Here is a 25,065-nt window from a genome sequence, read left to right on the forward strand (position 1 = left end):
TGCATCAACATTGCGCAACTTTCCTAAGCTGCTGATTTTGTTGTTAGTTGTCTGTTAACCATAAGCCCCACGGAGACATGACCTAGCCGGTCGGCAAGGTGATCCGGAAGCAGGCGCCGCCGGCGGGATCGTCGACAACGGAGATATGGCCCTTGTGGCGGCCGATGATTTCGCTGACGAGATGCAAGCCGAGGCCGGCGCCATGGTCCCGCGGCTGAAGGCGATGGAAGGGCTCGAAGATCCGCGCGCGTTCCCGTTCCGGGATGCCGGGGCCTTCGTCGGTAACCTCGATCACACCGCCGCGCTCCACCCGGATCGTGATCAGGCCGCCGGCGTGTTCGATGGCGTTGCGCACGAGATTGGTGACCGCCCGCTCGATGGCGCCGGTATCGCCGCGTACGATGACGCGCTCGATGCCCGGTGCAAAGGAAAGCTCGCAACCGGCCGAAAGCGCCAGCGGAGCAATGTCGGCCGTCACGTCACGGCAGAGCGATACCAGGTCGAGCGTGGAGAAATCCGTGCCGTCGCGATCGATACGTTCGAGGTCGAGCAACTGTTCGGCAAGGCCGGCAATGCGATTGGAATCGATCAGCAGGCGGTTCCTGAGCGGGCCGGCCTCCATGCTTTCCAGGCGCGTGTGCAGGATCGCGACCGGGGTCCGAAGCTCGTGCGCGGCATCGAGGATGAAGCGCTGGCGGCGCTCGTAGCCTTCATCGAGCCGCTGCAGCGCGCCGTTGAAGGCTTCGACGAGCGGCCGCACTTCGCCTGGAATGCGATGATCGGGCAGCCGAGCGCCGCGGCGGTCGACATCGATCGTCTTGGCCTGGTCGACAACCTCGGCGAGGCCGGCAAAGGCGCGCCTTACAATGATCGGGATTGCGAAGGCCGGGATCAGCACCACGATCAGGACGATCGGCAGCAGCAGCAGGTTGGCCAGGATGAACACCGCGAAGGACGCGCTCCAGAGCCGCCCGCCGCCGGCAAGCACCGTGTAGGTGCCGCTGTCCGTGGTTACCGAGCGCACGATCGACGAGAGCGTATAGGGCTCGACGCTGTCGCGCATATCGCCAAAGGCGATGCGGTCGAGGTGCTCGCCGATGCTGCGATAGGCGTCCGGCACCGGACCGCTGCGGATCATCTCGCCGCGTTCGTTCCGCGCGACGAACCAGAAATCGGCGGACTCGGCCCGCATGGCAAGCAGTTGCGGCGTCTCCACAAGCGTCAATCCACCCGCGGGATCCGGCCGGATTGCCCCGGCCGCGATCGATGCGGCATCGGCGTCGAGGAACTTGCCGCCGAGATCGGCGCGCGTCAGCAAGGCCATGAAACCGGCGATGACCGCCATCAGCAGCAGCACCTGAAAGGTCAGGATCTGCCAGATCAGGCGTTTCTTCAGCGAGTTGGTGGAAACGTTCGTCATGGAGAGGGTCTCAGAAGGTAGCCGACGCCGCGGATGCTGTGAATTTCGACACCGGCACCGGTTTCAGAGAGCTTCCGGCGCAGCCGCGAAACATGCGCGTCGAGGGAGTTGGACTGGATTTCGTCGTCATAGCCATAGACGGATTCTTCCAGCGTCGAGCGCTGCACCGTGCGCCCCTGCCGGCGCGCCAATGCCTCCAGTACCAGGAGCTCCCGCCGCGGCAGGTCCAGCACCCGGCCGTCGACGCGGGCCTGTCTGCCTTCGAAATCGAAGATCAGTTGGCCGATGCGGGCGGTGATCGGCGCAATGTCCGGCGAACGCCGCATCAGGGCGCGGATGCGCGCCAGCAGTTCCTCCACGGCAAACGGCTTGGCGAGATAGTCGTCGGCGCCCATGTCCAGCCCCCGTACCCGTTCGTCGATGGCGCTGCGCGCCGTCAGCACGATCACCGGGATACCCGATCGCAGCGCGCGCACCCGCGGGATCAGCGACAGGCCATCGCCATCGGGCAATTGCCGGTCGAGGATGATGCCGTCGTGAACCTGGTTGGCCAGCGCCGCCATTGCATGGTCGATCGACGGTGCGTGGTCGAGGATTATGTCATAGCGGCTGAGTGCGGCGCTGAGCGCGGCCGCCATTTCCAGCTCATCCTCGACAAGGAGCAGGCGCATTGAATATCTCCGAATCCGATAGGCGTGTCTCGTTCACGTCTGGTGGACGAGGATTGCAACAACGTTGCGGCCTTTCCTGCCTTTTTAGCGGCGAGGGCGGGTGCCCGACAATGCGGCACCGGGGAGGCTTACGGTATTCGGATGGGACGGAGAGAATGCCCGCGCATTCGCGGCGGGCGATCGGAGGAGTGCCAGTAAAGTCGCCTTGCGCGAGGTGCAGATCGTCAAACAATGTGCCGCTGCGCAAGGGCACGCAGCGGCACGGACCGGCCGTGGACCGGTCGATGGTGGCGGTCAGGCGACAGCCATGATCCGCTGGAATGCGTCATAGGCCGCGAGCACCGTTTCCTTCTGCGCCTCGTGGCCGGCGATGAAGGCATCGCCGTAGATGGTCTCGTCGGGATATTCGGTGATCAGCGTCAGCGGTGCCGTGTGGCGGTCGTCGACCGAGATCATGCACGGGAAGCCGTTGATGATGCGGAAGCCGGTTTCGCCGGCATGGGTCTCGTAAAGTGCGATCTGGGCGTCGTTATAGGCGATCAGGCCCGGAACGGCGGCGAGCCGCTCGGTGACGTCTGCGATCAGCTGTTCGGCGCGCGCTTCCCATTCGGCGTGATGGCGCATGATCAGGAAGAAGCCCTTGGGCAGGGTCCACATGGCAAAGCCGCGCGGCACGTAGCCCGAAAGCGGTCGCGTCCATTCATGCGAGGGATAGCCGTGCAGGTTGACGTGCAGCTGCGCGCCCGTCAGCCGCTCGGCCTCCTTGCGGATCTCGCGCTCGTTGAGTGCGGCACCGGTGCGGTATTCGAGATCGTCGCCAAGGGCGGTGTAGCGGGCGGCGTGGTGCATGTGCAGCGGGTTGTCCACCCGCAGCCGCTGGTGCACGGCGTAGCCGTCGGGGTTTTCGAGCGGCGAAATGGTGAAGTGGCTGCCGGCGCGGGCTCCAAGCGTCTGGGCGGCACGTAGCACGCCGACGATGCCGGTCGTCTCGTTCGGGTGCTGACCGCCGCTGATCATCACAGGGGCGTCGGTTCCCTTGTGGTAGCGGGCCTTCACCGGCCGGCCGGCACGCGACTTGGCCTCGAAGGGCTCGCCGTCGATCGCGGCGAGTTCGGCGTGGATCTGCGCCACCGCCAGCGGTGCCTCGGCGGTATCAAGCGGCAGGGTTTCGCCGTCGACATCGGTCGCCTGCAGCGGCAGCACTTTGACGACGACGGTTGGCTTGCCGACGCCGAAGACGATTTCCGGTACAATCTGGCCGGGCTTCAGGCCGCGGTCGCCGAGCGGACGTCCGGATTTCTTCTGGAAGACTTCGAGCAGCGAGAAATAGAAGTCCTCGTGCAGCGCCTCGCGAAGGCTGATGACCTCTTCGCCGACCGGCAGGCGGAAGTCGGTGATCGGCAGGGTGGCGCGGATGTTGAGCTCTTCGAAATAGGGCTCGCTGTCGCCCCAGGCGTGATCGGCGATCGCCTGCATCGTACCGGCAAACAGCCGCTCGTAATCGGTCTCGAGGTGGCACTCGCGATGTTTGTCGCAGCCCTCGTCGAGGCGGATCCAGCCCGTCGGCGAAAGCAGCGTTTCGCCGATGAAATCGGTGTGGATACGGTTCGGGGCAAAGACTGTGTGGCTCTCCTTCCGTCCGTCACGGAAGGTCAGCGCGACATCATAGGTGAAAGCCTTGGCGCTACCGGCCGCAAAGTGGATCTCGGCATCGCCGAGGAGGGCTGCGAGCGGATAGGCTTCGAGCAGGAAGCGGTTCTGGGGGGCGCCCTCGTGCTGGGGATAGCGGACGATGACGTTCGCGAGGGCCGCGCGATCCACTTCTTCAAGGAAGAAATGCAGCAGCGGCTTGTAGGCGCTCCTGAGCGCCGCCTTGACGCCGAAGCTCGCGAGCTTCTGTTCGGCCGCCTTGCGGCTGGCGGCATCGTCGAACAGCCAGGCTTCGAGCTTGGTGCCGCGGGCGGCTTCCTTGCCGTAGGTGGTCAGGAGCGTATCGAGCGTGCGCTGGAAGGCGCCTTCGAAAATCGTGGTCATCGTGAGGTTCTACCGGTTGGGTCGAGGCTGTCACGCAGCCAGTCGCCGAGAAGATTGAGGCCGAGAACGGTCAAGAGGATCGCAAGGCCCGGGAAGACGCTGACCCACCAGGCGTTCTGCAGGTAGGTACGACCGTCGGCGAGCATGCCGCCCCAGCTGGGGATCAGCGGATCGACGCCGAGACCGAGGAAGGTAAGGCTGCTTTCGAGCAGGATGTTGTTGGCGACGTTGAGCGTCATCAGGACGATGACCGGGCCGATCAGGTTCGGCAGCAGGTGCTGGAACAGGATCTTGTAGTCGCGCACGCCGATGGCGCGGGCCGACTGGATGAATTCCCGCTCGCGCAGCGACAGCACCGAGCCGCGCACGAGGCGGGCATATTGTACCCATTGCGACACGATCAAGAGGATGATGGTGTTGCCGAGCCCGCCGCCGACGATGGCAATGAAGGTGATCGCGAGGAGAATGAAGGGGAGCGCGAGCTGAACGTCGGCAAAGCGCATGACGATCATGTCCCAGAAGCCGCGATAGTAGCCCGAGACGAGCCCCATGACCACGCCGACGACGACAGCGCCGGCAACCGAGGTGAGGCCGACGAGCAGCGAGATCTTGCCGCCGGCGACGACACGGGCAAGCACGTCGCGGCCGAGCGGGTCGGTTCCGAGCGGATGCGCCCAGTTGACGAAGGGCGGCGTCAGCCGCGCCATCAGGTCGATCTTGTCGACGCCACCGGGAAAGAGCACGCCGGAGAAAAGAACGGCGAGGCAGATGCCGCCGGTAAGCAACGCACCGAGGATGAATTCGAGGTTGCGGAAACGGGCAAAGCGGGAGTTTGCAGCCTTTGACGTCATCGGCTCACTCCGTCCGGATGCGCGGATCGACGAGGCCATAGGCGATGTCGACCAGAAGATTGACGAACACGATCATCAGAGAAAGCACTGTTATGACCGCCTGAAGCACGGGGTAGTCGCGCGAGGCGACCGCATCGAAGGCGAGTGTGCCCATGCCCGGCCAGTTGAAGACGAGCTCGACGACGACGATGCCGCCGAGCAGACCGCCGAACTGCAGGCCGAAATAGGTGATCAGCGGGATCGCGCAGTTACGAAGCGCATGCTTGTAGAGCACCTTGCTTTCGCTGAGGCCCTTGGCGCGCGCGACCATGATGTATTGCGACTGCAGCGTTTCGAGCATTGCGGTGCGCACCAGCCGCACGTTGGTCGCGGTCAGGATGATGCCCATGGTCAGCGCCGGCATGATGAAGCTCGCAAAGCCGTCCATGCCGCTCGGCGGCAGCCATTTGAGGACGATCGAGAACAGCAGCACCAGCATGATCGCCAGCCAGAAATTCGGGAAGGAGAGCCCGATCAGTGACAGAATGCGGATCGTCTGGTCGGCCCATTTGCCGCGGGCGACGGCGGCGCGGATGCCGAGCGGAATGGAAATGGCGATCGAGACGATCAGCGAGGCAAAGGCAAGCAGCATGGTTGCCGGCAGCGCCGAGGCGATCAGCTGCGAGACAGGGGTGCCGCCCATGAAGGAACGGCCGAAGTCGAGCCTGAACATGCCTGTGATGAAGTCGTAGTACTGCGAAAGGAACGGCTGGTTGAGGCCGAGACCTTCGCGGATGCGCACGAGGTCTTCCTCGGTGACGCTGCCGGCACCCTGGGCCAGCATCAGCGCGGGGTCACCGGTGAACCGGATGGCATAGGAGACGGTCAGTGTCACGACGAACACGACGAAAACCGCCTGCAGAAAACGTTTGATCAGAAATCCGGCCAAGTGACCCGCCCTTTAAGGAAAATGGTCCGCCGTCCCGAAGCGGCGGCGGACCGCACTGTTTTTACTCGACCGTCACATCCGTCAGCCGCAGACGGCTGTCCGGCACCGGCACGAAATTCTTGACGCGCTTGCTCACGCCGAAGATGGCGTTGAGGTTGTAGAGCGGCATCTCGAGCGAACGATCGGCGGCGTAGTTGGCGATCTGCTTGAGGATTTCCTCGCGCTTCGCCTGATCGGTGATCGAACGCTGCGACTCGAGCAGCTTGTCGAGTTCCGCGTCCTTGTCGTAGGGGTTCCACTTTTCGCCGGAGTGGTACATCGAGTAGGCGGTGTTGTCGTAGTCGAGCGTCCAGCCGCCCCAGGACTGCTGGAACATCGCGCCGGTCTTGCCGGCCGGAATGATGTCGTTCAACAGAACGTTGGTTTCATACGGCTTGATCGTCGCGTTGATGCCGATCAGTTGCAGGTAGCTGGCGACCGCCTGCACGACCTCGTTGAAGGTCGCGTCGTTGCCGCGAACGTCGATCTGGACCGTGGCGCCCGGCGCAACGCCAGCTTCCTTGAGAAGCGCCTTGGCCTGTTCCGGATCGTAAGGCAGCGGCTTCATCGCCGGGTCGAAGCCGAAGGAGAGCTTGCCCTGGAAGCTGGCGATCGGGTCCGCCTGGCCGCCGAGGATCGACTGGATGATGGTGTCGCGGTCGACGCCGAGGATCAGCGCCTTGCGGACCTTCGGATCCTTGGTGATGCCGTCGCGGGTGTTGAAGCGCAGCGCATAGACCGTCGGGCCGGCGCTGGTGACGATCTCCAGGTTGCTGTCGTCCTGGATCGTCGGGATCATGCCGATCGGAATGGTCGGCGGGATGACGAGATCGACGCGGCCGGCCTGCAGTTCGGCAACGGCGGTCGCCGGCTCCGAGATGAAGCGGTAGTTGAGGTTGGAAAGCTTCGGCGCGCCGCCCCAATGGTCGGCGAAGGCTTCGAGCTTGATGCCGACCTTCGGCTCATAGGAGACGAACTTGAACGGGCCGGTACCAACAGGATGGGCGTTGAAGTAGTCCTCGCCCTTTTCCTGGATGTACTTCGGCGGAACGATCATCGCACCGTAGCCGGCGAGCTTGGTGAGAAGCACCGGATCCGGGGTCTTGAGAACGAGATCGACGGTCTTTTCGTCGACGATCTCGACCTTCTCAATCACGGCATAGTTGGACTTCTGCGGGCCCTTGGAACCTTCTTCGCCGAGCAGGCGGTCGAAGGTGAACTTCACCGCTTCGGCGTTGAAGGGCTCGCCATTGTGGAACTTGACGCCTTCGCGCAGCGTGAAGCGCAGGCGCTTGCCGCCGTCGAGCTCTTCCCAGGCGGTCGCAAGACCGGGCACGAGCTTCAAGTCGGGGCCGCGATAGGTCAGGCCGTCATAGATGTTGGTGGCAACCGACGCCCAGTTGACGAGGAAGGTGTCGACCGGGTCCCAGCTTCCCGGATCCTGCGGCGAAGACACCGTCAGCGTGCCCGCGGCAAAGGCCGGGGCTGCGGTCATGAAACTACCCGCCATCGCAAGGGCGATGAAAGCGGCGTGGATCCCCTTTTTGTTGATCATTTACTCACTCCTGTTTCGACAGCCTTCTTCAAAGAAAGAAAGCGGCTCACGCACCCTTGGCCACAAAATGGCCAGGGGCGATCTCTTTGCGCGGCAGAACCGCGGGTTCGTCGCCGACGCGGCGGATCGGGCTCGGAATCTCGCCTTCAAGCATGGCGCGCTCGCGGCCCTTGCCGGGCTCGGCGACCGGCACAGCGGAAAGCAGCCGGCGCGTATAGGGATGACCAGGCGTTTCGAATACCTGCTGGCGGCTGCCGAATTCCATGACCTGGCCGAGATAGAGCACGGCTACACGGTGGCTCATGCGCTCGACGACCGCCATGTCATGGCTGATGAACAGATAGGCGAGGCCTTCCTGCTCCTGCAGCTCCATGAACAGGTTGATGATTTGCGCCTGGATGGAGACGTCGAGGGCCGACAGCGCCTCGTCGGCGATGATCAGCTTGGGGCGGGAGGCGAGCGCACGGGCGATACAGACGCGCTGACGCTGGCCGCCGGAGAATTCATGCGGATAGCGCTTGGCATGCGCGGCCGTCAGGCCGACGCGCTCCAGCAGTTCATGCACGCGCTTTTCGATTTCCTTTTCGCCAAGGATCAGGCCATGGGTGCGGATCGGCTCTGCGATCGAGAAGCCCACGGTCTTGCGCGGGTCGAGCGAGGCGAAAGGATCCTGGAAGATGTACTGGATTTCCTGCTTCAGCCGCTGCCGCTCGGCATAGCTCATGGCCGAGACCGGCCGGCCGCCAAAGAGGATTTCACCCGATGTTGCGCTCTGCAGCTGCTGGATCGTGCGGCCGATCGTCGACTTGCCGGAACCGCTCTCGCCGACGAGCGCCAGCGTCTCGCCCGGAAAGATCTCGAAGCTGACATTCTCGATGGCGTGCACGCGATGCGTCGCCTTGCCGAACAGGTTCTTGCGCACGTCGAAGCGGGTGACGAGATCGCGCACCGAAAGGATCGGTGCAGCGTCGTAGCGGGCGGTGCGCTGAATATGGGTTTCGCCGACGCGCTTCGGCTCGCCGTCCACCATCATGGTCAGCGGCAGGCGCTTCGGGAATTCCTCGCCAGTCATGCTGCCGAGCTTCGGCACAGCGGAAAGCAGCGTCTGGGTATAGGGATGCTTGGGGCTTGCGAAGATCTCGTCGACCGAACCTTCCTCGACCTTGCGGCCCTTCCACATGACGACGACGTCGTCGGCCATTTCGGCGACGACACCCATGTCATGGGTGATGAAGATCACCGCCATGCCGAGTTCTTTCTGCAGGTCGCGGATGATCGTCAGGATCTGCGCCTGAATGGTCACGTCGAGCGCCGTGGTCGGCTCGTCGGCGATCAGGAGCTTCGGCCGGCAGGCGAGCGCCATGGCGATCATGACGCGCTGGCGCATGCCGCCCGAGAGCTGATGCGGATAACGGCCGATCAGTTCGGCGCTGTCGGGAAGGCGGACCATGTCGAGCAGGCGGCGCGTCTCGACGAGCGCTTCGGCCTTGGTCATCTTCTCATGCAGCATAAGCACTTCGGCGACCTGGTCGCCGATGGTGAAGACCGGGTTCAGCGAGGTCATCGGCTCCTGGAAGATCATGGCGATCTCCTTGCCGCGGATGGCGCGCATGGTCTTCTGTGGGGCGCTCGTCAGGTCGATTTCGCCGTCCTTGCCGCGAAACAGAATGCGGCCGGTCGGAAACTGGCCGCCCATCATGTCGGCGAGCCGCATGATCGACAGCGACGTCACCGATTTGCCGGAGCCGGATTCGCCGACGATTGCGAGCGTCCGGCCGGGCGTCACCGTGAAGCTCAGGTCTTCGACGACAGGATTGCCGTTGAAGGCGACGGAAAGCTTCTCAACGGCGAGCAATGGCGCAGGCTTTTCGACGGTCACGCGGTCTTCCTTGTTACAATGTGGTCGCGGCGCGCGCGGACTGTTCATAGGCGCCCGACATGAAACGCAGGACGGCGGCGATCTCGGACAGCGTCTCTTCGGAAGGACGCGCCTTGGCGGTGGAGGAAACCAGCAGCCGCTCGCGGATCTTTGCGTAGCGCGTGCAGGCGTCCGAGCCCTTGTCGGTGATGAGGATGGTCTTTTCCTTGCCTTCCTTGCCCGTCGTCACCAGGCCTGCGGCTTCGAGCTTGCGGATCGCATAGGTCGCGACATGGGTGTCTTCGATGTCGAGCACGAGACAGATGTCGGCAAGCTTCTTGCCGCGATCGCGATGGCGGATCGTGTGCAGGATCAGGATTTCGATGGGGGAGAGACCGGGAACGCCGGCGGCCGCCATGCAGCGCATCATCCAGCGGTGAAAGGCATGCGACGCGAGAATCAACCCGTATTCGACCTCGGAGAGGCCGGGAGAGCCGCCTTCAGCCAGGTGCGCGGAGGAAACGATCGGGCCGATGGCCGCAACCGGCTTTAGATGTTCGGGCAGGGCATTTTCGGCCCATTCCCGTCCTTCGAAGCTATCCTCCGACTTCTTCGTCATTCAGCTCTTCCTCATCTTGACGATTTTATGTCATCATTTTATCGACATTTTGTCAACGAACTGCTTTGATGAATTTCCGGGCTTGCACAATGATGCGGCTCGCGAATGAGAGGGATGGACAATGAGCGCACGCGAAACCGGCAGCTGGGACTTCTGGATCGACCGCGGCGGCACCTTCACCGATGTCATCGGCCGCGATCCGCACGGGAACCTGCATGCGCGCAAGGTGCTTTCGGAAAATCCCGAGGCCTACCGCGACGCGGCCGTGCAGGGCATTCGCCTGCATCTCGGCCTTGCGACCGGTGCGCCGATCCCGACCGGTCTCATCGGCGAAGTGCGCATGGGCACGACGGTTGCCACCAATGCGCTGCTCGAGCGCAAGGGCGAACCCTTGGCGCTGGTGACGACCAAGGGTTTCCGCGACGCGCTGAAGATCGGCTATCAGGAGCGAAAGAAGATCTTCGCGACCGAAATCATCAAGCCGGAAGCGCTCTACCAGGATATCGTTGAGCTTGACGAGCGTGTGCTGGCCGACGGTATCGTCGAGCAGCCGCTCGACGAGGCAAAGGCGCGCGTTGCCCTCGAAGATCTCAAGGGCAAGGGCTACAAAGCCGTCGCCATCGTCTTCATGCATGCCTACAAATACCCGGAGCATGAGGCGGCCGTTGCCCGCATCGCCCGTGAGCTCGGCTTCGAACAGGTCTCCGTCAGCCATGAAGTCTCGCCGCTGATCAAATATGTCGGCCGCGGCGACACCACCGTCATCGATGCCTATCTCTCCCCGGTTCTGCGCCGCTACGTTGCCCAGGTCTCCGGCGAACTCGATATTGCCCGCACCGGCGCGCGCGTCATGTTCATGATGTCATCCGGCGGCCTGACGGCAGCGGAGATGTTCCAGGGCAAGGACGCCATTCTCTCCGGCCCCGCCGGCGGTGTCGTCGGCCTCGCCAAGACCGGTGAAGCCGCGGGCTTTGATCGCGTCATCGGCTTCGACATGGGCGGCACCTCGACCGACGTCGCCCATTTCGACGGCGAATATGAGCGCGCGTTCGAGACCGAGGTTGCCGGCGTGCGCGTACGCGCGCCGATGATGCTGATCCACACGGTTGCCGCCGGCGGCGGCTCGATCCTGCATTTCGACGGCGAGCGCTTCCGTGTCGGCCCGGACTCCGCCGGCGCCAACCCTGGCCCCGCCTGCTACCGCAACGGCGGCCCGCTCGCGGTTACCGATGCCAATGTCATGCTCGGCAAGCTGATGCCGGACTTCTTCCCGGCGCTCTTCGGCCCGAACCAGGACGAGCGTCTCGATGTCGAGACCGTGCGTGGCCGCTTTGCCGCCATGGCAACCGAGATCGGCGATGGACGCAGCCCCGAGGACGTGGCCGACGGTTTCATCCGCATTGCCGTTGCCAACATGGTCGAGGCGATCAAGAAGATTTCCGTGCAGCGCGGCTATGACGTCACGCGCTATGCGCTCAGCTGCTTCGGCGGCGCGGGCGGCCAGCATGCGTGCCTCGTTGCCGATCAGCTCGGCATGAAGAGCATTCTCGTACACCCGATGTCCGGCCTGCTTTCGGCCTATGGCATGGGGCTCGCCGATATCCGCTCGACCCGCCAGAAGGCGCTCGGCGTCGCGCTCGACGACCAGGCGCCGGCAGCCCTCAGCACGCTTGGCGCCGAACTGGAGGTCGAATGCCGCGGCGAACTGGAAGCACAGGGGATCGCTCGCGACGAAATCCGCACCCATCTGCGTGCCCATATCCGCTATGCCGGCACCGACACGGTGCTTGCGGTCGACGCAACCTACCCCGCCCATGACGACATCGCCCGCCTGCGCGCCGAGTTCGAAGAGCTGCACAAGCGCCGCTTCGGCTTCGTTGCCGACAATAAGGCGTTGGTGATCGACGCCGTCGAAGTCGAGACGGTCGGCGGCGGTGCTGCCCAGATGGAACGCGAAGGCGCGTCCGTCACCACGGGCATGCCCGACGTTTCACGCCGCACCCGCTTCTATTCGCAAGGCCAGCTCCACGACGCGCCGGTCGTCCTGCGCGCCGAACTGAGCCCCGGCCAGCGGCTCGACGGCCCGGCGATCATCATCGAACCGAACCAGACCGTCGTCGTCGAAGACGGCTGGCAGGCGGAACTGACCGCCAAGGACCATATCGTGCTTCGCCGCGTTAAGGTGCTGCAGCAGCAAAGCGCGATCGGCACCCATGCCGATCCGGTCATGCTGGAGATCTTCAACAACCTGTTCATGTCGATCGCCGAGCAGATGGGCGTGACGCTGCAGAACACGGCCTATTCGGTCAACATCAAGGAGCGGCTCGATTTCTCCTGCGCCGTCTTCGACAACCGCGGCAATCTGGTCGCCAATGCCCCGCACATGCCGGTGCATCTCGGCTCCATGGACGCCTCGGTCGCGACCGCGATCCGCGAAAACTCGGTCATCCATCCGGGCGACGTGTTCCTGATCAACGCGCCCTATAACGGCGGTACGCACCTGCCTGACCTCACCGTCTGCACGCCGGTCTTCGACGATGCCGGACGAGAGATCCGCTTCTGGGTCGCCAGCCGCGGCCACCATGCCGATATCGGCGGCATTTCGCCGGGCTCGATGTCGCCGCTTGCCACCAATATCGAGGAGGAAGGCGTCTATATCGACAACTTCAAGCTCATCGATGCCGGCCGCTTCTGCGAAGCGGAGCTCGAAACGCTTCTGAACGGTGCGCGTTATCCGGTGCGCAACATCCTGCAGAACGTCAACGATCTGAAGGCGCAAGTTGCGGCCAACGAAAAGGGCGTCGCCGAACTGAAGAAGATGATCGCCCAGTTCGGCGAGGATGTGGTCGAGGCCTATATGGGCCACGTCCAGGACAATGCCGCCGAGAGCGTGCGTCGCGTGCTCGACCAGTTGCCGGACGGCGAGTTCTCCTACGAGATGGACCAGGGCTGCAGCATCGTCGTCAAGATCACCGTCGACCGCGACAAGCGCGAGGCGACGGTCGATTTCACCGGCACGTCCGAGCAGCGCGGCGACAACTTCAATGCGCCGGCGCCTGTCACCCGCGCGGCGGTTCTCTATGTCTTCCGCGTGCTGGTGGAGGCCGACATTCCAATGAATGCCGGTTGCCTGCGTCCGATCCACATCGTCATCCCCGAGGGCACGATGCTGACGCCGCGCTATCCGGCCGCCGTCGTCGCCGGCAATGTCGAGGTCAGCCAGGCCGTCACCAACTGCCTGTTCGGTGCGGTCCAGAGCCAGGCGGGCGCGCAAGGGACGATGAACAATCTGACCTTCGGTAACGACAACTATCAGTATTACGAGACGATCTGCTCCGGCGCTCCCGCCGGTCCCGGCTATAACGGTGCCGATGCGGTTCACACGCACATGACCAACTCGCGCCTCACCGACCCGGAAATCCTCGAAACCCGCTTCCCGGTGGTGCTCGAAGACTTCCACATTCGCCTCGGCTCCGGCGGTCGTGGCCAGTGGCACGCCGGCAACGGCACGAAGCGCACGATCCGGGCGCGCGAAACGCTCGATTTCGCGATCCTCTCCGGACATCGCCGTGTCGCGCCCTTCGGCATCAAGGGCGGCAGCCCGGGTGAACTCGGCCGCAACATCGTTCGCCGCAATGACGGCCGGACGGAGGAGCTGTCGGGCTGTGCCCACACGGTGCTCGAGGCGGGCGAAGCCTTTACCGTGGTGACGCCGACCGGCGGCGGCTACGGCCGGTCATAAGCCGAAAAGACTGAAATCTCCCAAGACTGCTGCGGTGGTCTGCGGGCGGGCGAGCGATCGTCCGCCCGTTTTTCGTTCTGGGATATGCGCACTTTCTTTTGCTGTAACTGCGAAAAGACGCGATCGCTTTTTTAACCTGAATTTAAATTCAAAATTACTAGGTACTTATGGTCAGTGCGCGCGCCGTTCCTCCTCCCAAGGTGCCGCTAACAGCCGGTCTTCCTCCCGCCGGTATGGCTGACCATGTCCTCCCCAATTGCGCGATCGCGACATCACAGGAGTCACGTCAGTGGCGTTCAAGAACCTTTCGATTTTGACCAAGGTCGGCCTCGTGGTCGTGGTCATGGGCATATCCTCCATCCTGATTGCGCTCGCCGGAGCGCGTGGTCTTTCCTCGCTCGGTGCGACGATCGTCGATGTCGGCGCGCGTGAAGAAGCAGCGCGCGAGGCGATGGACCTGCGCGTCGATATCATCGCCATCAGCCGCATGACCTATCAGCTCGCCGCAGCGCCTGAAAACGCCGCCGACTTTGGCGCGGAAACCGAGAAGCGTGCCGAAGAAATGCTCGGTCGCTTGACCAAGATCGAGGCCGTCGCCGACGATGCCGAAGACAAGCTGTTGAACGATGTTCGCCTGACGCTGAACAGCTACTTCGACGAGATCCGCGCCATGGTCGCCGTTGCCGCCGAAAAGGGCGGCGATGCCGGCGCTGTCAAGGCCGCACTCGACAAGGCGCTCGAAGCGCAAAAAACAGTGACGGCAACGGTCAAGACCTACAGCACCTATTCCGGCGATGCGCTGGCGGCTGCCCGTGAAGAGGCGCTTAACTCCTCGTCCGTGGCCATGACGATCCTTGCCGCCGCTGCGGCGCTTTGCGTTCTCTTCGGCGTCGGCGTCAGCCTCGTCGTTGCCCGCCGCGGTATCGTCATGCCTGTCCGTGACCTGACCTCAACCATGAGCGAACTTGCCGACGGCAAACTCGATGGAGATGCGACGGACGTTTCCCGCCAGGACGAGATCGGCGAGATGGCTCGTGCCGTTGAAGTCTTCCGCAAGAACGGCATCGCCATGCGTGCAATGAAGGCGCAGGAAGCGGCCCTCCATGCCCGCAGCAGCGACCTGCAGTCCAATATCAGCGTCGTCGTCGCTTCGGCCGTTGCCGGCGATTTCACCGGCCGCATCAACAAGGACTACGAAAACGACGACCTCAACCGCTTTGCCTCGAGCGTCAACGAGCTGGTGTCGAGCGTCGACCAGACGGTCAACGAAGTTCGCCGCGTCATTGCAGCCCTTGCCGATGCCGACCTGACGCAGACCATGCGCGGCGAATTCCACGGCGCCTTTGCCGAGCTGCAGGTGAACGTCAATCAGACGATGGTGACTCTGCGCTCGACCATGCAGAACGTGCGCAGCGCCGCAAGCACCATCAACGACAACTCCGCCGAACTGAGCTCGGCTGCCAATGATCTGTCGAAGCGCACGGAACAGCAGGCGGCTGCGCTTGAAGAAACCGCTGCCGCGCTCGACGAGATCACCTCGACCGTGCGCACCGCGTCGGAGCGTGCGAACGAGGCGCATGAGATGGTACGCGCCACCAAGGAAAGTGCCGGCCGCTCCGGCGCGATCGTGCGCAGCGCGGTCGATGCCATGGGGCGCATCGAGGATTCGTCGAACCGCATCAACCAGATCATCTCGGTCATCGACGAGATCGCCTTCCAGACGAACCTGCTGGCGCTCAATGCCGGCGTCGAAGCGGCACGCGCGGGCGAGGCCGGCCGCGGTTTTGCCGTCGTCGCCCAGGAAGTGCGCGAGTTGGCGCAACGCTCGGCCAACGCCGCCAAGGAAATCAAGACGCTGATCCACAGCTCGGCATCGGAAGTCGAAACCGGCGTTTCGCTGGTGCGCTCCACCGGCGAAGCGCTGCTGGAGATCGAGACGCTGGTCAACAATGTCAGCGGCCACGTCAACACGATCGCAACTGCCGCCCGTGAGCAGGCGACCGCGCTGCAGGAGATCAACACTTCGGTCAACCACATGGACCAGATGACCCAGCAGAACGCGGCGATGGTCGAAGAGACCACGGCGGCCAGCGGCACGCTCGCCGAAGAAAGCCGTCAGCTGCGCACGATGTTGGCGAAGTTCAAGCTGGAAGGTGCTACGGCACGCGAAAGCTGGAGCCGCGCGGCCTAGAGCCGGACGTAGTCCAAGTACCAAACAAATTTGCGATCGGAGCGGCGGCAAAGTGCCCCGATCGTTTTCGTTTTTCCAGGAAGCCTGCGCGTGAGTGTTCGGCCGGCGGTCGTCGCAGGCCGCTTTCCTTCGAAGGCGCCACTAGAAGCGCACGCTAATCCCCACTCTGCCGCCAGCGGCCTGTTCGCCATCTTCTTCGATGTTGAAAAGCAGAGCGGCGTCCAGATTCCAGTTGATGTCGTTGGACAGATCGACGCCGGCCGACAGCGTGCCGAAAGCGCCACTGTTGTCGAGTGCAGCAAAGCCGACACTGGCGCCCATTCGTGGCGTTAGCGTCAAGCCGTTTTCAAGCTCGTAGCTGCGCTCGATTTCCGCTCCGGCGCTGAACCGCCATTGCTGCTCGGTAAAACCGTCGAGGGATACGGTCCCGCCGGCGCCGTTCGAGACGCTGTAGTCATCGACCTTTTCGTTGAAGAAGACCGCTCTGAGTTTTGGCGTCAGGATCGTTTCCTCATCGATCAGCCATTGTCCCTGCAGCTTGGTGTCCCACAGCCAGCGGGTCGTGTCGAACGAGCCGTCGAAGAACGCCGTGTCGATGTCGTTCCAAGAGCCGCCATAGAGCAGGCTCGTGTCGAGGAACACGCCCTTGCCGATCTCGAACGAGGCGTAGGGACCGGCGAGCCAGCCGTTGCCAGTCAGTTCGGCATCCTCTTCCGTCGGGTCGCTCATACGGTCGAAATGGAAGGATAGACCGACCAGGGCCTTTTCGTTGATGAGGTAGTCGGCACCCGCCGAAAACATTCCGAAATTGCCCCACCGACCGTCGTTCTGATCGCGTTTGTGCATCAGGAACGTGCCATCGATCCAGACGTCGAAGGGCGTGAGCATGGGATCGGCTTGCGTTTCGGCGCCTTCGGCGGTCTTGCGGGCCGCCTCGATCTGCGAAATGCTGGTGGCAAAACCAAGCGTAATGCCGTCGGCTGACGGCGAAACGCGGGTCGTGACGGGATCGCTGCTCGTCGCATTTCTCCGCCGATCGAGCAGACCGGGCACCTTCAGCGTGGAGGAGATGAGGTTCTGTCGGGTTTCGACAAAACCACGGACGAGACGGTCGACTTCATCCGCGACATGCAGAGGATCAAAACCGATGCGATAGGAAACGCTGGCGACGTTCGACGCGCCACTGGCGCTCGACAGTCGGTAACCGACAACGGCGGTACCTGAGAAGGCAGGGTTCGGAGTGAACTTCAGATAGTATCCAACGGGCGTGAAGCTGCCCGCAGCGGCAAGTTCACCTTCGATGATCTCAGCCCTTCCCGCGTTCGGCGGCTGGACGAACGCGACGGCGGCCGAGGTGAAGGGGCCGCCCGTCGCGCCAGCATTCAGGTAGACATTCGGCGGCGAAGAGCCGGGGGGAACGGTGACTGTCCTGTCGGGCGCTGTCACCTCGCGCGCCTCGACCGTGATGGAATATGACGCCGTACCGCTGTTGCCGGCCGTGTCCGTCGCCCTGATCGTGAACCGGTGTTCACCGATTGTCGCGTCTGCGTCGAGCGGCCCTGTCAGCGCACCGGTGGTGACGTTCAGGATCATTCCCTTGGGCAGGCTGCCGCCGCTGACGTCGTAGAGCAGTGCGCCAACACCTCCGTTCGCCACTATGCCGACGCTGTAGTTCTCGCCGGCCATGGCTGCCGGCAAGGTCCCGGCGGCCGGTACGAACGACAGAGCCAGCGGTGCAGCCTTGATTGTCAGGGAATATGTCGACGCGCCGCGTGTGCCAAATGCATCCGTGGCAGTGACGGTGAAGTTGGAGCTGCCGGCAGCAGTCGGCGTTCCGGACAAGGCGCCGTCGGCCGCGATGCTGAGGCCTGCCGGAAGTGTGCCTGCGGTCACCGAATAGGAATAGGGTGCTGCACCGCCGCTGGCAGAGATCGTTTGGCTGTAGGCTGTGCCGACCGTTCCTGCGGCGAGGCCCGAAGGCGCTACCGTGATCGTCGGGGCGTTGACGGCCAATGTGTAGCTCTGCGCCCCGGTTCTGCCGAGGGCGTCGGTTGCCTGGATGTCGAACGTGGCGTTCCCGCTCGCAGCCGGCGTGCCGGAGAGCGTCCCGTCGGCGGCAAGGTTGAGGCCTGCGGGCAACGCGCCTGAGTTGACGGAAAATCCGTAAGGGCTGACGCCGCCGCTAGCGATCAACGTTTGGCTATAGGCGGTGCCTGTCGACGCGGAAGGCAGTGTCGCAGGCGAGAGTGTGATCGTGGGCGTGCCAATCACCAGTGTATAGGCTTTATCGGCGAAAAAGGGCGCGCCGGTTCCGCTGGAGGTGTCGGTGGCGCGAATTGTAACGTTGAAGGTTCCGCTCGCTGTCGGCGTGCCGGAAAGGGTACTGTCTGCGGCCAGGGTGATGCCGGCCGGCAACGTGCCTGACACGATGGAAAAGGTGTACGGTGCTGTTCCGCCGGTTGCCGTCACCGGCTGATTGTAGGCGACACCTATTTCACCGGCGGCAAGGCTTGCCGTTGAAAAGGTGATCGTCGGTGCGCCAACCGTGACCGTGTAGGCCTGCGTGCCGATGCTGCCGAGAGCGTCGGTCGCCTTGACGGTGAACGAGAAGCTTCCGCTGCCTGTTGCCGTCCCGGACAATGTTCCGTCGCCCGACAAAGTGATCCCCGGCGGGGCTGTGCCTGAAGACATCGTATAGCTGTAGGGTCCGGTTCCGCCGGTCGCCACGATCGCCTGATTGTAGGCAGCACCGATCGATATGGCTGGCAAGGTCGCAGGCGAGAGCGTGATCGCCGGTGCCCCGATCAACAGTGTGTAAGTCCGGGTGCTGGTATAGGGGCCGGCGCCGGTGGAACTGTCAGTGACCTCAATGGTGACGTTGGAAGTGCCGATCGCCGTTGGAGTGCCGGACAAGGTGCCGTCTGTGGCAAGCGTCACCCCCGTCGGCAATGCGCCAACCTTGACGTTAAAGCTATACGGCGCTGTTCCACCGCTGGCCAGAATGGTCTGGCTGTAGGCCGCGCCGATATTGCCGCCTGGCAGGCTTGCCGGAGATATGGCGATCGTCGGAGCGTTGACGGTGAGGGTGTAGGCCCGGGCGCCGGTGCTGCCGAACGCGTCGGTGGCCACGACCGTGAACGCGAAACTTCCTCCAGCCGTCGGCGTGCCGGACAATGTCCCGTTGCTCGCCAAGGTCATTCCCGCCGGAAGTGAGCCAGATTGCAGCGTGTAGCTGTAGGGGCCGGACCCGCCCGTTGCGGTGATCGTCTGGCTATAGGCGGTGGCGACCGTTGCTGCAGGCAAGGTCGCAGGCGAAAGCGCAATCGTCGGCGCCACTATTTCAAGGGTGTACGCCGCCGTGATGGTATCGTTATGGCCGTCCGTGGCCGTGATCGAAAAGTTGTAGGTATTGGCCGCCGTCGGTGTACCCGAGAGCGCACCGGCCGATGAGAGGGTCAATCCGGTTGGAAGTGCGCCTGCCGTGACGGAATAGGTCCGGGGCGCCATTCCTCCGGAGGCGACGAAATCCAGGTCGTAGGCCGCCCCGACGGTGCCCTGGGCCAAAGTGCCGGCTGGCGGGGCGAGGGACAACGGTGCGCCGCGCGTGACGACAAGCGAATAGGTCTTCTGAGTGGATCGATCCTGCGCTGTAACGGTCACGAAGATGGAGTTCATTCCCATGGCCAGGCCGATGGCGGGCGAAGGCGAGCCGCTTGCGACCGGAGTGCCGTTGATGGAGACGGTCGCTCCGCTGTCTGCGGTCGTTGAGGTCAGTGACAGCGACGAGACGCTGTTTGGAACATTCATGGAATAGTTCGTCGTTGTTGGCGCGAACGAAGGCGAGAGCGTCCCCGTGCTCGGAGAGAGGAGGCTGAGCGTCGCGTCGATCGATGGCGCGTTATAGGTGAAACCTCCCGGAAGTGTCCCCGTCCCGGCTGGGTTGGTGACGACGACATCGACGGCGCCGGCCGCATGCGCCGGCGCGACGGCGGTTATCTGCGTGGCGCTGACGACGACGACGGACGTGGCTGCGGTTCCGCCGAAAGTGACGCCTGTCGTACCGGTAAAATCGGTGCCGCGGATTGTGATGGCGGTCGTGTCCAATGTCAGACCGGTTGCCGGCGAGATCGACGTGACGGTGGGCGGCAACAGCGTCGAGCGGCACGTAACCGTAGCCGTCGCGACGCCACCTTCGGCGCCACCCATGACGTAGATCCAATATGTCTGCCCCGGGTCAAGCGCGATGGTGCCGGATCGCGTGAAATCGTTCGGCTCGGTCGTGCCGATCGTGTGCTCAACGACCGTTATGTCGTAGCCGCCGCCTTTCGAAACCCCAAACGAGGCTCCGGCATAGCCGCCACTCTTTTCCAAAGCACTGCTGTTGGTGGTAGTGGCTGTATAGGAGAGTTCTTCCCCCTGCTCGAACGACCCATAGAAGCCGTCGAACCATGCGCTTGGTACGCCGCGCGAAATATTCGACCAATTGGCGTTGATTTCGTTGCAAGCATTTGAGAGGGCGTAGGCGTTGCCGGCCATCAGCAGCGCAACTAGGAACGTCGCAAACCACGTGGCGACCGCCTTACTCCAACGGGGCAGACCTGCCGGGCGCATGGGGCGGGCCACGGAGAGCGCGACGGGAGAAGAATTTCGTGTTGCAACGATTTCTCGTCCAGAGTCACGACAGGAATACGTCATCGAAAAAGTGCCCCACCACGAATGCCAAACGCAAGCGTGCGTGGCGAGAAGGCAAGGCCTTCGTCACACGCTTCCTTCGTCTGGATTGTCCCCCGATTGCCGTCGCTCCGTTGCCACCAACAGAGCTCAGCAAGTGATAAGTATTATCTATTACTGGTTCACATATGTGTGGCTGTAACCTTCTTGCCACACACGTGCAGATCTAGTGATTTTGCCTGGGATATTCATCTTTCAGCGATGTCCGCTGCGGCACTGCCGTTCCTGTTCTGCGTTTGCGAGGACAGGGCGGCAGATGCCGCCGAAGGCTTTTCAAGGGGCGATTCTCCCCATCTGGCGCGCCGTGTCGGCTCGGGCAGGCACCGTTTTTGTGATTAGCCCTGCCGGCCCTCGGGCTTTGCGCAAGCGGTCGTCCCCATCATTCTTCCCCATTTGCTGGGAAGCATGCCTGTTAGCCGCTATTCTGGAACACAGACGTGTGAGTCGTTAACTTGCGGGACAACCGAATGACGCAGCAGTTCGACCTCTTTGTTTCGGACGAGGCAACTTCCAAAAAGGCGGGCGGTGGACCGGCGGTCAAGCGGGCATCGCTGACCGAGGACGATATGGTCCGTCACCTTCAGGCGACGGGTCGTTACCGCCTGTTGCAGCGGCTTGTGCCGCGCGCTGTGGTGCCCGTCGCTCGCCCCGGCTTTCCACTGCATGGCGTCATTCTCGATACCGAAACCACAGGGCTCAACCATCGCAAGGATGAGATCATCGAGATCGGGCTGGTCGCCTTTACCTTCGATGAGAAGGGGAACCTCGGCGATGTGACTGGCGTTTTCGGCGGCTTGCGCCAGCCGGCCAACCCGATCCCCGCGGAAATCACCCGCCTGACCGGGATCACCAACGAGATGGTCGCAGGAAAGTCGATCGACCTCGATGAGGTTCGGGTGCTGATGGAAAAAGCGGACCTTGTCATCGCCCACAATGCCGGCTTCGACCGGCCCTTCTGTGAGGCCTTCTCGCCCGTTTTTGCAGGAAAGGCATGGGCCTGTTCCGTCTCCGAGATCGATTGGTCTTCCCGCGGCTTCGAAGGCACCAAGCTCGGCTATCTGATCGGGCAGGCCGGTTACTTCCACGACGGCCACCGGGCGGTCGACGACTGTTTCGCTCTGCTCGAAGTCCTTGCCAAGGATGGCGGCTCCGGCAGCACGCCCTTTGCCGAACTCTACGAGGCGAGCCAGCGATCGCGCGTCCGCATTTTTGCGGAAAACAGCCCCTTCGACATGAAGGATCACCTGAAAGCTCGCGGCTACCGCTGGTCTGACGGAAGCGACGGCCGTCCGAAATCCTGGTGGGTCGAAGTCGCCGAAACCGCACTTGAAGACGAACTCGGCTACCTCCGCTCGGAGATCTACCGCTGGAAGGAAGCCGATCCGCCGATCAAGCGCTTGACCGCTTTCGATCGCTTCCGCGCCTGACAGGCGAGCGAGCCGCTCCGGCGGACTGAGCGGCCCTTGGGCGGATATGGGCGTCGCTCGATAAGGGCATCCCCCCCGATCTTCGGATGACCCGGCTTCCGATCGGCCGGCCGGCGTTGGAGTGGGCTGTGCCGTGTCCGGCGTGAGATAACGGACCCCGCCAGGCCCGATTACCCGTCTTTCCGCATCTGGCAGGCAATGTCCGGTTTACCGTTAACCGCTGAATTCACGCACAAAAAGCGTGGACGCCCGGCCGAATCCGACTATACGTGCACAGACTTGACTTGGAAATTCAAGTTTTATGCCGTTGTTATAGTTGATGTTTCAATGCCGATGTTCGCAATGTCGCCCAGTTTTGAGACTGTTCCCAACCATGGGACGCCCCGCGATCGCCGACACTTTGTCTGGCTGCGGGCCTGCATCGGCGTAACCGCACGCGCAGTGACCGAAGGGCCGGTCACGCACCCGCTTTGCCGAAGCGAGCTGCTGCGCACGAGACCCGTCTGTCGGTCGAAATAGCCGCAACTGAACGCAATGTCTGGGCTCGTCCTGCACCGTTGTTCAACGGGCAAGGCGCGTGCGTCGCGTTCTGAGCGGCGGCTGGGTTCGGCCGGCCACAGTGGCGGATACGGAATTCACCTTAATCGAAGTTACAGGGGTAAGAGAATGGCAAGGGGCAGGTTCAATTCGGTTTCGCGTCGGCGAGGCAAAGTCGCTCTGGTGGGTGTGTCGCTGCTGGCGATGTCCGCCGTAGCGGCGTCGGCGCAGGAGGCGCGCAAGACCAACCGGGTCGAAAGCCCGGCCCAGGCTGAACGCAGTTCGGGCGGCGCGACGCAACTGGCCCCCATCGTGGCCGTCGGGCAAACGGGCGGCCAGCCGCCTGAGACCGGCACCATCGGCCAGCCTTCGGCTCCCTATGCCGGCGGTCAGATGGCGACCGGCGCACGGCTCGGCGCGCTCGGTAACCGTCCTGTCAAGGAAACGCCGTTCAGTATCACCAGCTACACAGACAAGCTGATCCGCGATCAGCAGGCCCGGTCTATCGCCGACGTCACGCTCAACGATCCGTCCGTGCGCATGGATGCGCCGGCATTCAGCGAGCGCGACTCCTTCTTCATCCGCGGCTTCTCAGTCACCAACCTGGATACGGCTTACGACGGCCTGTTCTATATCACCAATCCGCGCCGCAGCCCGCTTGAGGGCATCGAGCGGGTCGAGGTCCTGAAGGGCCCGAGCACCCTGGTCAACGGCGGCGTCGGCCGCGTCGGCGGCACCATCAATCTGGTGCCCAAGCGCGCCGCGGACGAGCCGCTGACGCGGCTGACGACGACCTATATGTCGGACTCGCAACTGTGGTCGCACCTCGATGTCGGTCGCCGTTTCGGACCCGAGGGCGAATGGGGCGTCCGTTTCAACGGATCCTATCGCGGTGGCGACACGGCGCTTGATCACAACGAGAATGAGATCGGCGTGCTGTCGCTCGGCCTCGACTATCGCGGCGAACGGGTACGCGCCTCGCTCGACATCAACCACTCCAAGCAGAACATCAATGCGCCGGCCTCGCTGTTCAACGCGGCAGCGCCGGGCATCAAGATCCCGGAAGCGCCGGACGGCCGGATCAACACGTCCAACCCGTTCGAATACCATGACAGCGAACACAATATGGTCGCTAGCCGCGTCGAGTTCGACGTGCTCGAGAACACCACTGTTTACGCCGCCGGCGGCATCAGCCGCTACCGTGAGGACTTCCTGAGCACGTCCTACACCATTCAAAATCCCAATGGCGATGCGCTGGCCGAGTTCGGCTACAATCCACAGGAGATCCAGGGGGTCTCGGGTGAGGTTGGTCTTCGCTCGGAGTTCGATACCGGACCCGTCGGTCATCAGCTCAGCGTTTCTGTGAGCCGAGCGCTCAACGAGAACAACCGCGGTTATTTCCATCCCGGCAGGCTCGGCTTTAGAAGCTACATGACCAACATCTACAAGCCGGTCTATGTGCCGAGCGATTGGGTGGACACGGGCGGGCTGCCGCGCTCGAACGACCTGCACCAGTTCTCGGATCTGCTCGCAACCAGCGTCGCGATCTCCGATACGCTGTCGTTTGCCGACGACCGGTTCCAGCTGACGGTCGGCGGGCGCTATCAGGAAATGCGCGTGCGCGGCTTCAATACGCGTCCGGGGCCAATCCCGCTGGGTCAGCAGACCTATTTCTACGAGGACTCGCGGTTCAGCCCCGCCGTGGCCGCACTTGTCAACGTCACCGACAGTTTTTCGGTCTACGCCAACTACGTGGAAGCGCTGACCGAAGCCCCGACGCCGCCTTCGACTGCCACGAACAACAACGAGGTCTTCGCTCCCGTCGTGAACAAGCAGAAGGAAATCGGCTTCAAGTACGATCTCGGCGAGGTGATGTTGGGCGCAGCGCTGTTCGAGATCAGACAGCCCAACGGTCTGACGACCGGCGGCGTTTTCGCCGTCGACGGCCTGCAGGTCAACCGTGGTCTCGAGCTCTCGGCCTACGGCGAACCGGTTGACGGTGTTCGCCTGCTCGGCGGGGTCACGTTCATGGACGCTAAGCTCGATAAGGCAGAAAACTCGCGGACAGGCGAGCGGTTCGATGGCAAGCGCGTTCCCGGCGTTCCGGATGTGGCCGTCAGCCTCTACGGCGAATACGACACGCCCTGGGTCGAGGACCTGACGCTGACGGGCCGCCTCGTCTATACCGGCAGCACCTACTACGACCAGCGGAACACGCAGAAGGTTTCGGACTGGACACGAGTCGATCTCGGCGCACGCTATTCCTTCGAGCGCGAAAACGGCAAGCCGGTGGAAATCCGCGCGACCGTCCAGAACGTGTTCGACGAGAACTACTGGGCCTCGTCAGCCCGTGGCTTCCTTGCCGCCGGCGCCCCGCGCACCTTCATGGTCTCGACCGCGTTCGAATTCTGAGCCAGCGGAATTCAGTCACATAAAGAAACGGCCGGCATTCGCCGGCCGTT

At 63.2% G+C, this 25,065-nt stretch carries 13 protein-coding genes; 4 read left to right on the forward strand and 9 right to left on the reverse strand.

Annotation, left to right across the window (positions count from 1 at the left end; genetic code table 11):
- Positions 1–82: 82 nt before the first annotated feature.
- The 8 genes from IB267_RS25500 to IB267_RS25535 all read right to left on the reverse strand — a co-directional run bounded on the left by IB267_RS25500 (position 83) and on the right by IB267_RS25535 (position 9,975).
- Positions 83–1,420, reverse strand: a complete 1,338-nt coding sequence (locus IB267_RS25500; RefSeq protein WP_192450254.1) for a HAMP domain-containing sensor histidine kinase — start codon at positions 1,418–1,420, stop codon at positions 83–85.
- Entirely contained in the window at positions 1,417–2,091 is a 675-nt protein-coding gene (locus IB267_RS25505) for a response regulator transcription factor (protein WP_192450257.1), read from the reverse strand. The genes IB267_RS25500 and IB267_RS25505 overlap by 4 nt, the downstream gene beginning before the upstream one ends.
- 294 nt (positions 2,092–2,385) lie before the next feature.
- The gene (locus IB267_RS25510) at positions 2,386–4,125 is read right to left on the reverse strand and encodes a M14 family metallopeptidase (RefSeq protein WP_192450259.1); all 1,740 of its coding nucleotides are present in this window, start codon (positions 4,123–4,125) and stop codon (positions 2,386–2,388) included.
- On the reverse strand, positions 4,122–4,976 hold the full coding sequence (locus tag IB267_RS25515) for an ABC transporter permease (protein ID WP_077963156.1): 855 nt from the start codon (positions 4,974–4,976) through the stop codon (positions 4,122–4,124). The genes IB267_RS25510 and IB267_RS25515 overlap by 4 nt, the downstream gene beginning before the upstream one ends.
- 4 nt (positions 4,977–4,980) lie before the next feature.
- A complete protein-coding gene (locus IB267_RS25520) occupies positions 4,981–5,904 on the reverse strand; it encodes an ABC transporter permease (protein ID WP_192450263.1) in 924 nt (307 codons plus the stop codon).
- 61 nt (positions 5,905–5,965) lie between these two features.
- On the reverse strand, positions 5,966–7,453 hold the full coding sequence (locus tag IB267_RS25525) for an ABC transporter substrate-binding protein (protein WP_371742649.1): 1,488 nt from the start codon (positions 7,451–7,453) through the stop codon (positions 5,966–5,968).
- 91 nt (positions 7,454–7,544) lie between these two features.
- Positions 7,545–9,377: a dipeptide ABC transporter ATP-binding protein gene (locus IB267_RS25530; protein WP_371742635.1), complete on the reverse strand. Its 1,833-nt coding sequence runs from the start codon at positions 9,375–9,377 to the stop codon at positions 7,545–7,547.
- 13 nt (positions 9,378–9,390) lie between these two features.
- Positions 9,391–9,975, reverse strand: a complete 585-nt coding sequence (locus IB267_RS25535) for a winged helix DNA-binding protein (RefSeq protein WP_043622645.1) — start codon at positions 9,973–9,975, stop codon at positions 9,391–9,393.
- Positions 9,976–10,096: 121 nt separating this feature from the next.
- Here IB267_RS25535 and IB267_RS25540 point away from each other — a divergent pair, with 121 nt between their 5' ends.
- Both IB267_RS25540 and IB267_RS25545 read left to right on the forward strand, forming a co-directional pair.
- A complete protein-coding gene (locus IB267_RS25540; RefSeq protein WP_192450272.1) occupies positions 10,097–13,717 on the forward strand; it encodes a hydantoinase B/oxoprolinase family protein in 3,621 nt (1,206 codons plus the stop codon).
- Positions 13,718–14,006: 289 nt separating this feature from the next.
- Entirely contained in the window at positions 14,007–15,908 is a 1,902-nt protein-coding gene (locus IB267_RS25545; protein WP_192450274.1) for a methyl-accepting chemotaxis protein, read from the forward strand.
- A 141-nt stretch (positions 15,909–16,049) separates the two neighbouring features.
- Here the strand turns inward: IB267_RS25545 and IB267_RS25550 are convergent, their stop codons facing one another.
- Positions 16,050–20,519 carry a putative Ig domain-containing protein gene (locus tag IB267_RS25550; protein WP_192450277.1) on the reverse strand — a complete coding sequence of 1,490 codons (4,470 nt, stop codon included), beginning with the start codon at positions 20,517–20,519 and terminating at the stop codon, positions 16,050–16,052.
- Between the two features lie 587 nt (positions 20,520–21,106).
- Between IB267_RS25550 and IB267_RS25555 the strand changes: the two genes are divergently transcribed.
- Together IB267_RS25555 and IB267_RS25560 are read left to right on the forward strand one after the other, a co-directional pair.
- Positions 21,107–22,066: a 3'-5' exonuclease gene (locus tag IB267_RS25555; protein WP_192450279.1), complete on the forward strand. Its 960-nt coding sequence runs from the start codon at positions 21,107–21,109 to the stop codon at positions 22,064–22,066.
- Positions 22,067–22,732: 666 nt separating this feature from the next.
- On the forward strand, positions 22,733–25,015 hold the full coding sequence (locus IB267_RS25560) for a TonB-dependent receptor (RefSeq protein WP_371742636.1): 2,283 nt from the start codon (positions 22,733–22,735) through the stop codon (positions 25,013–25,015).
- Positions 25,016–25,065 lie beyond the last annotated feature (50 nt).

Source organism: Ensifer sp. ENS09 (assembly GCF_014852425.1).
GTDB lineage: Bacteria > Pseudomonadota > Alphaproteobacteria > Rhizobiales > Rhizobiaceae > Ensifer.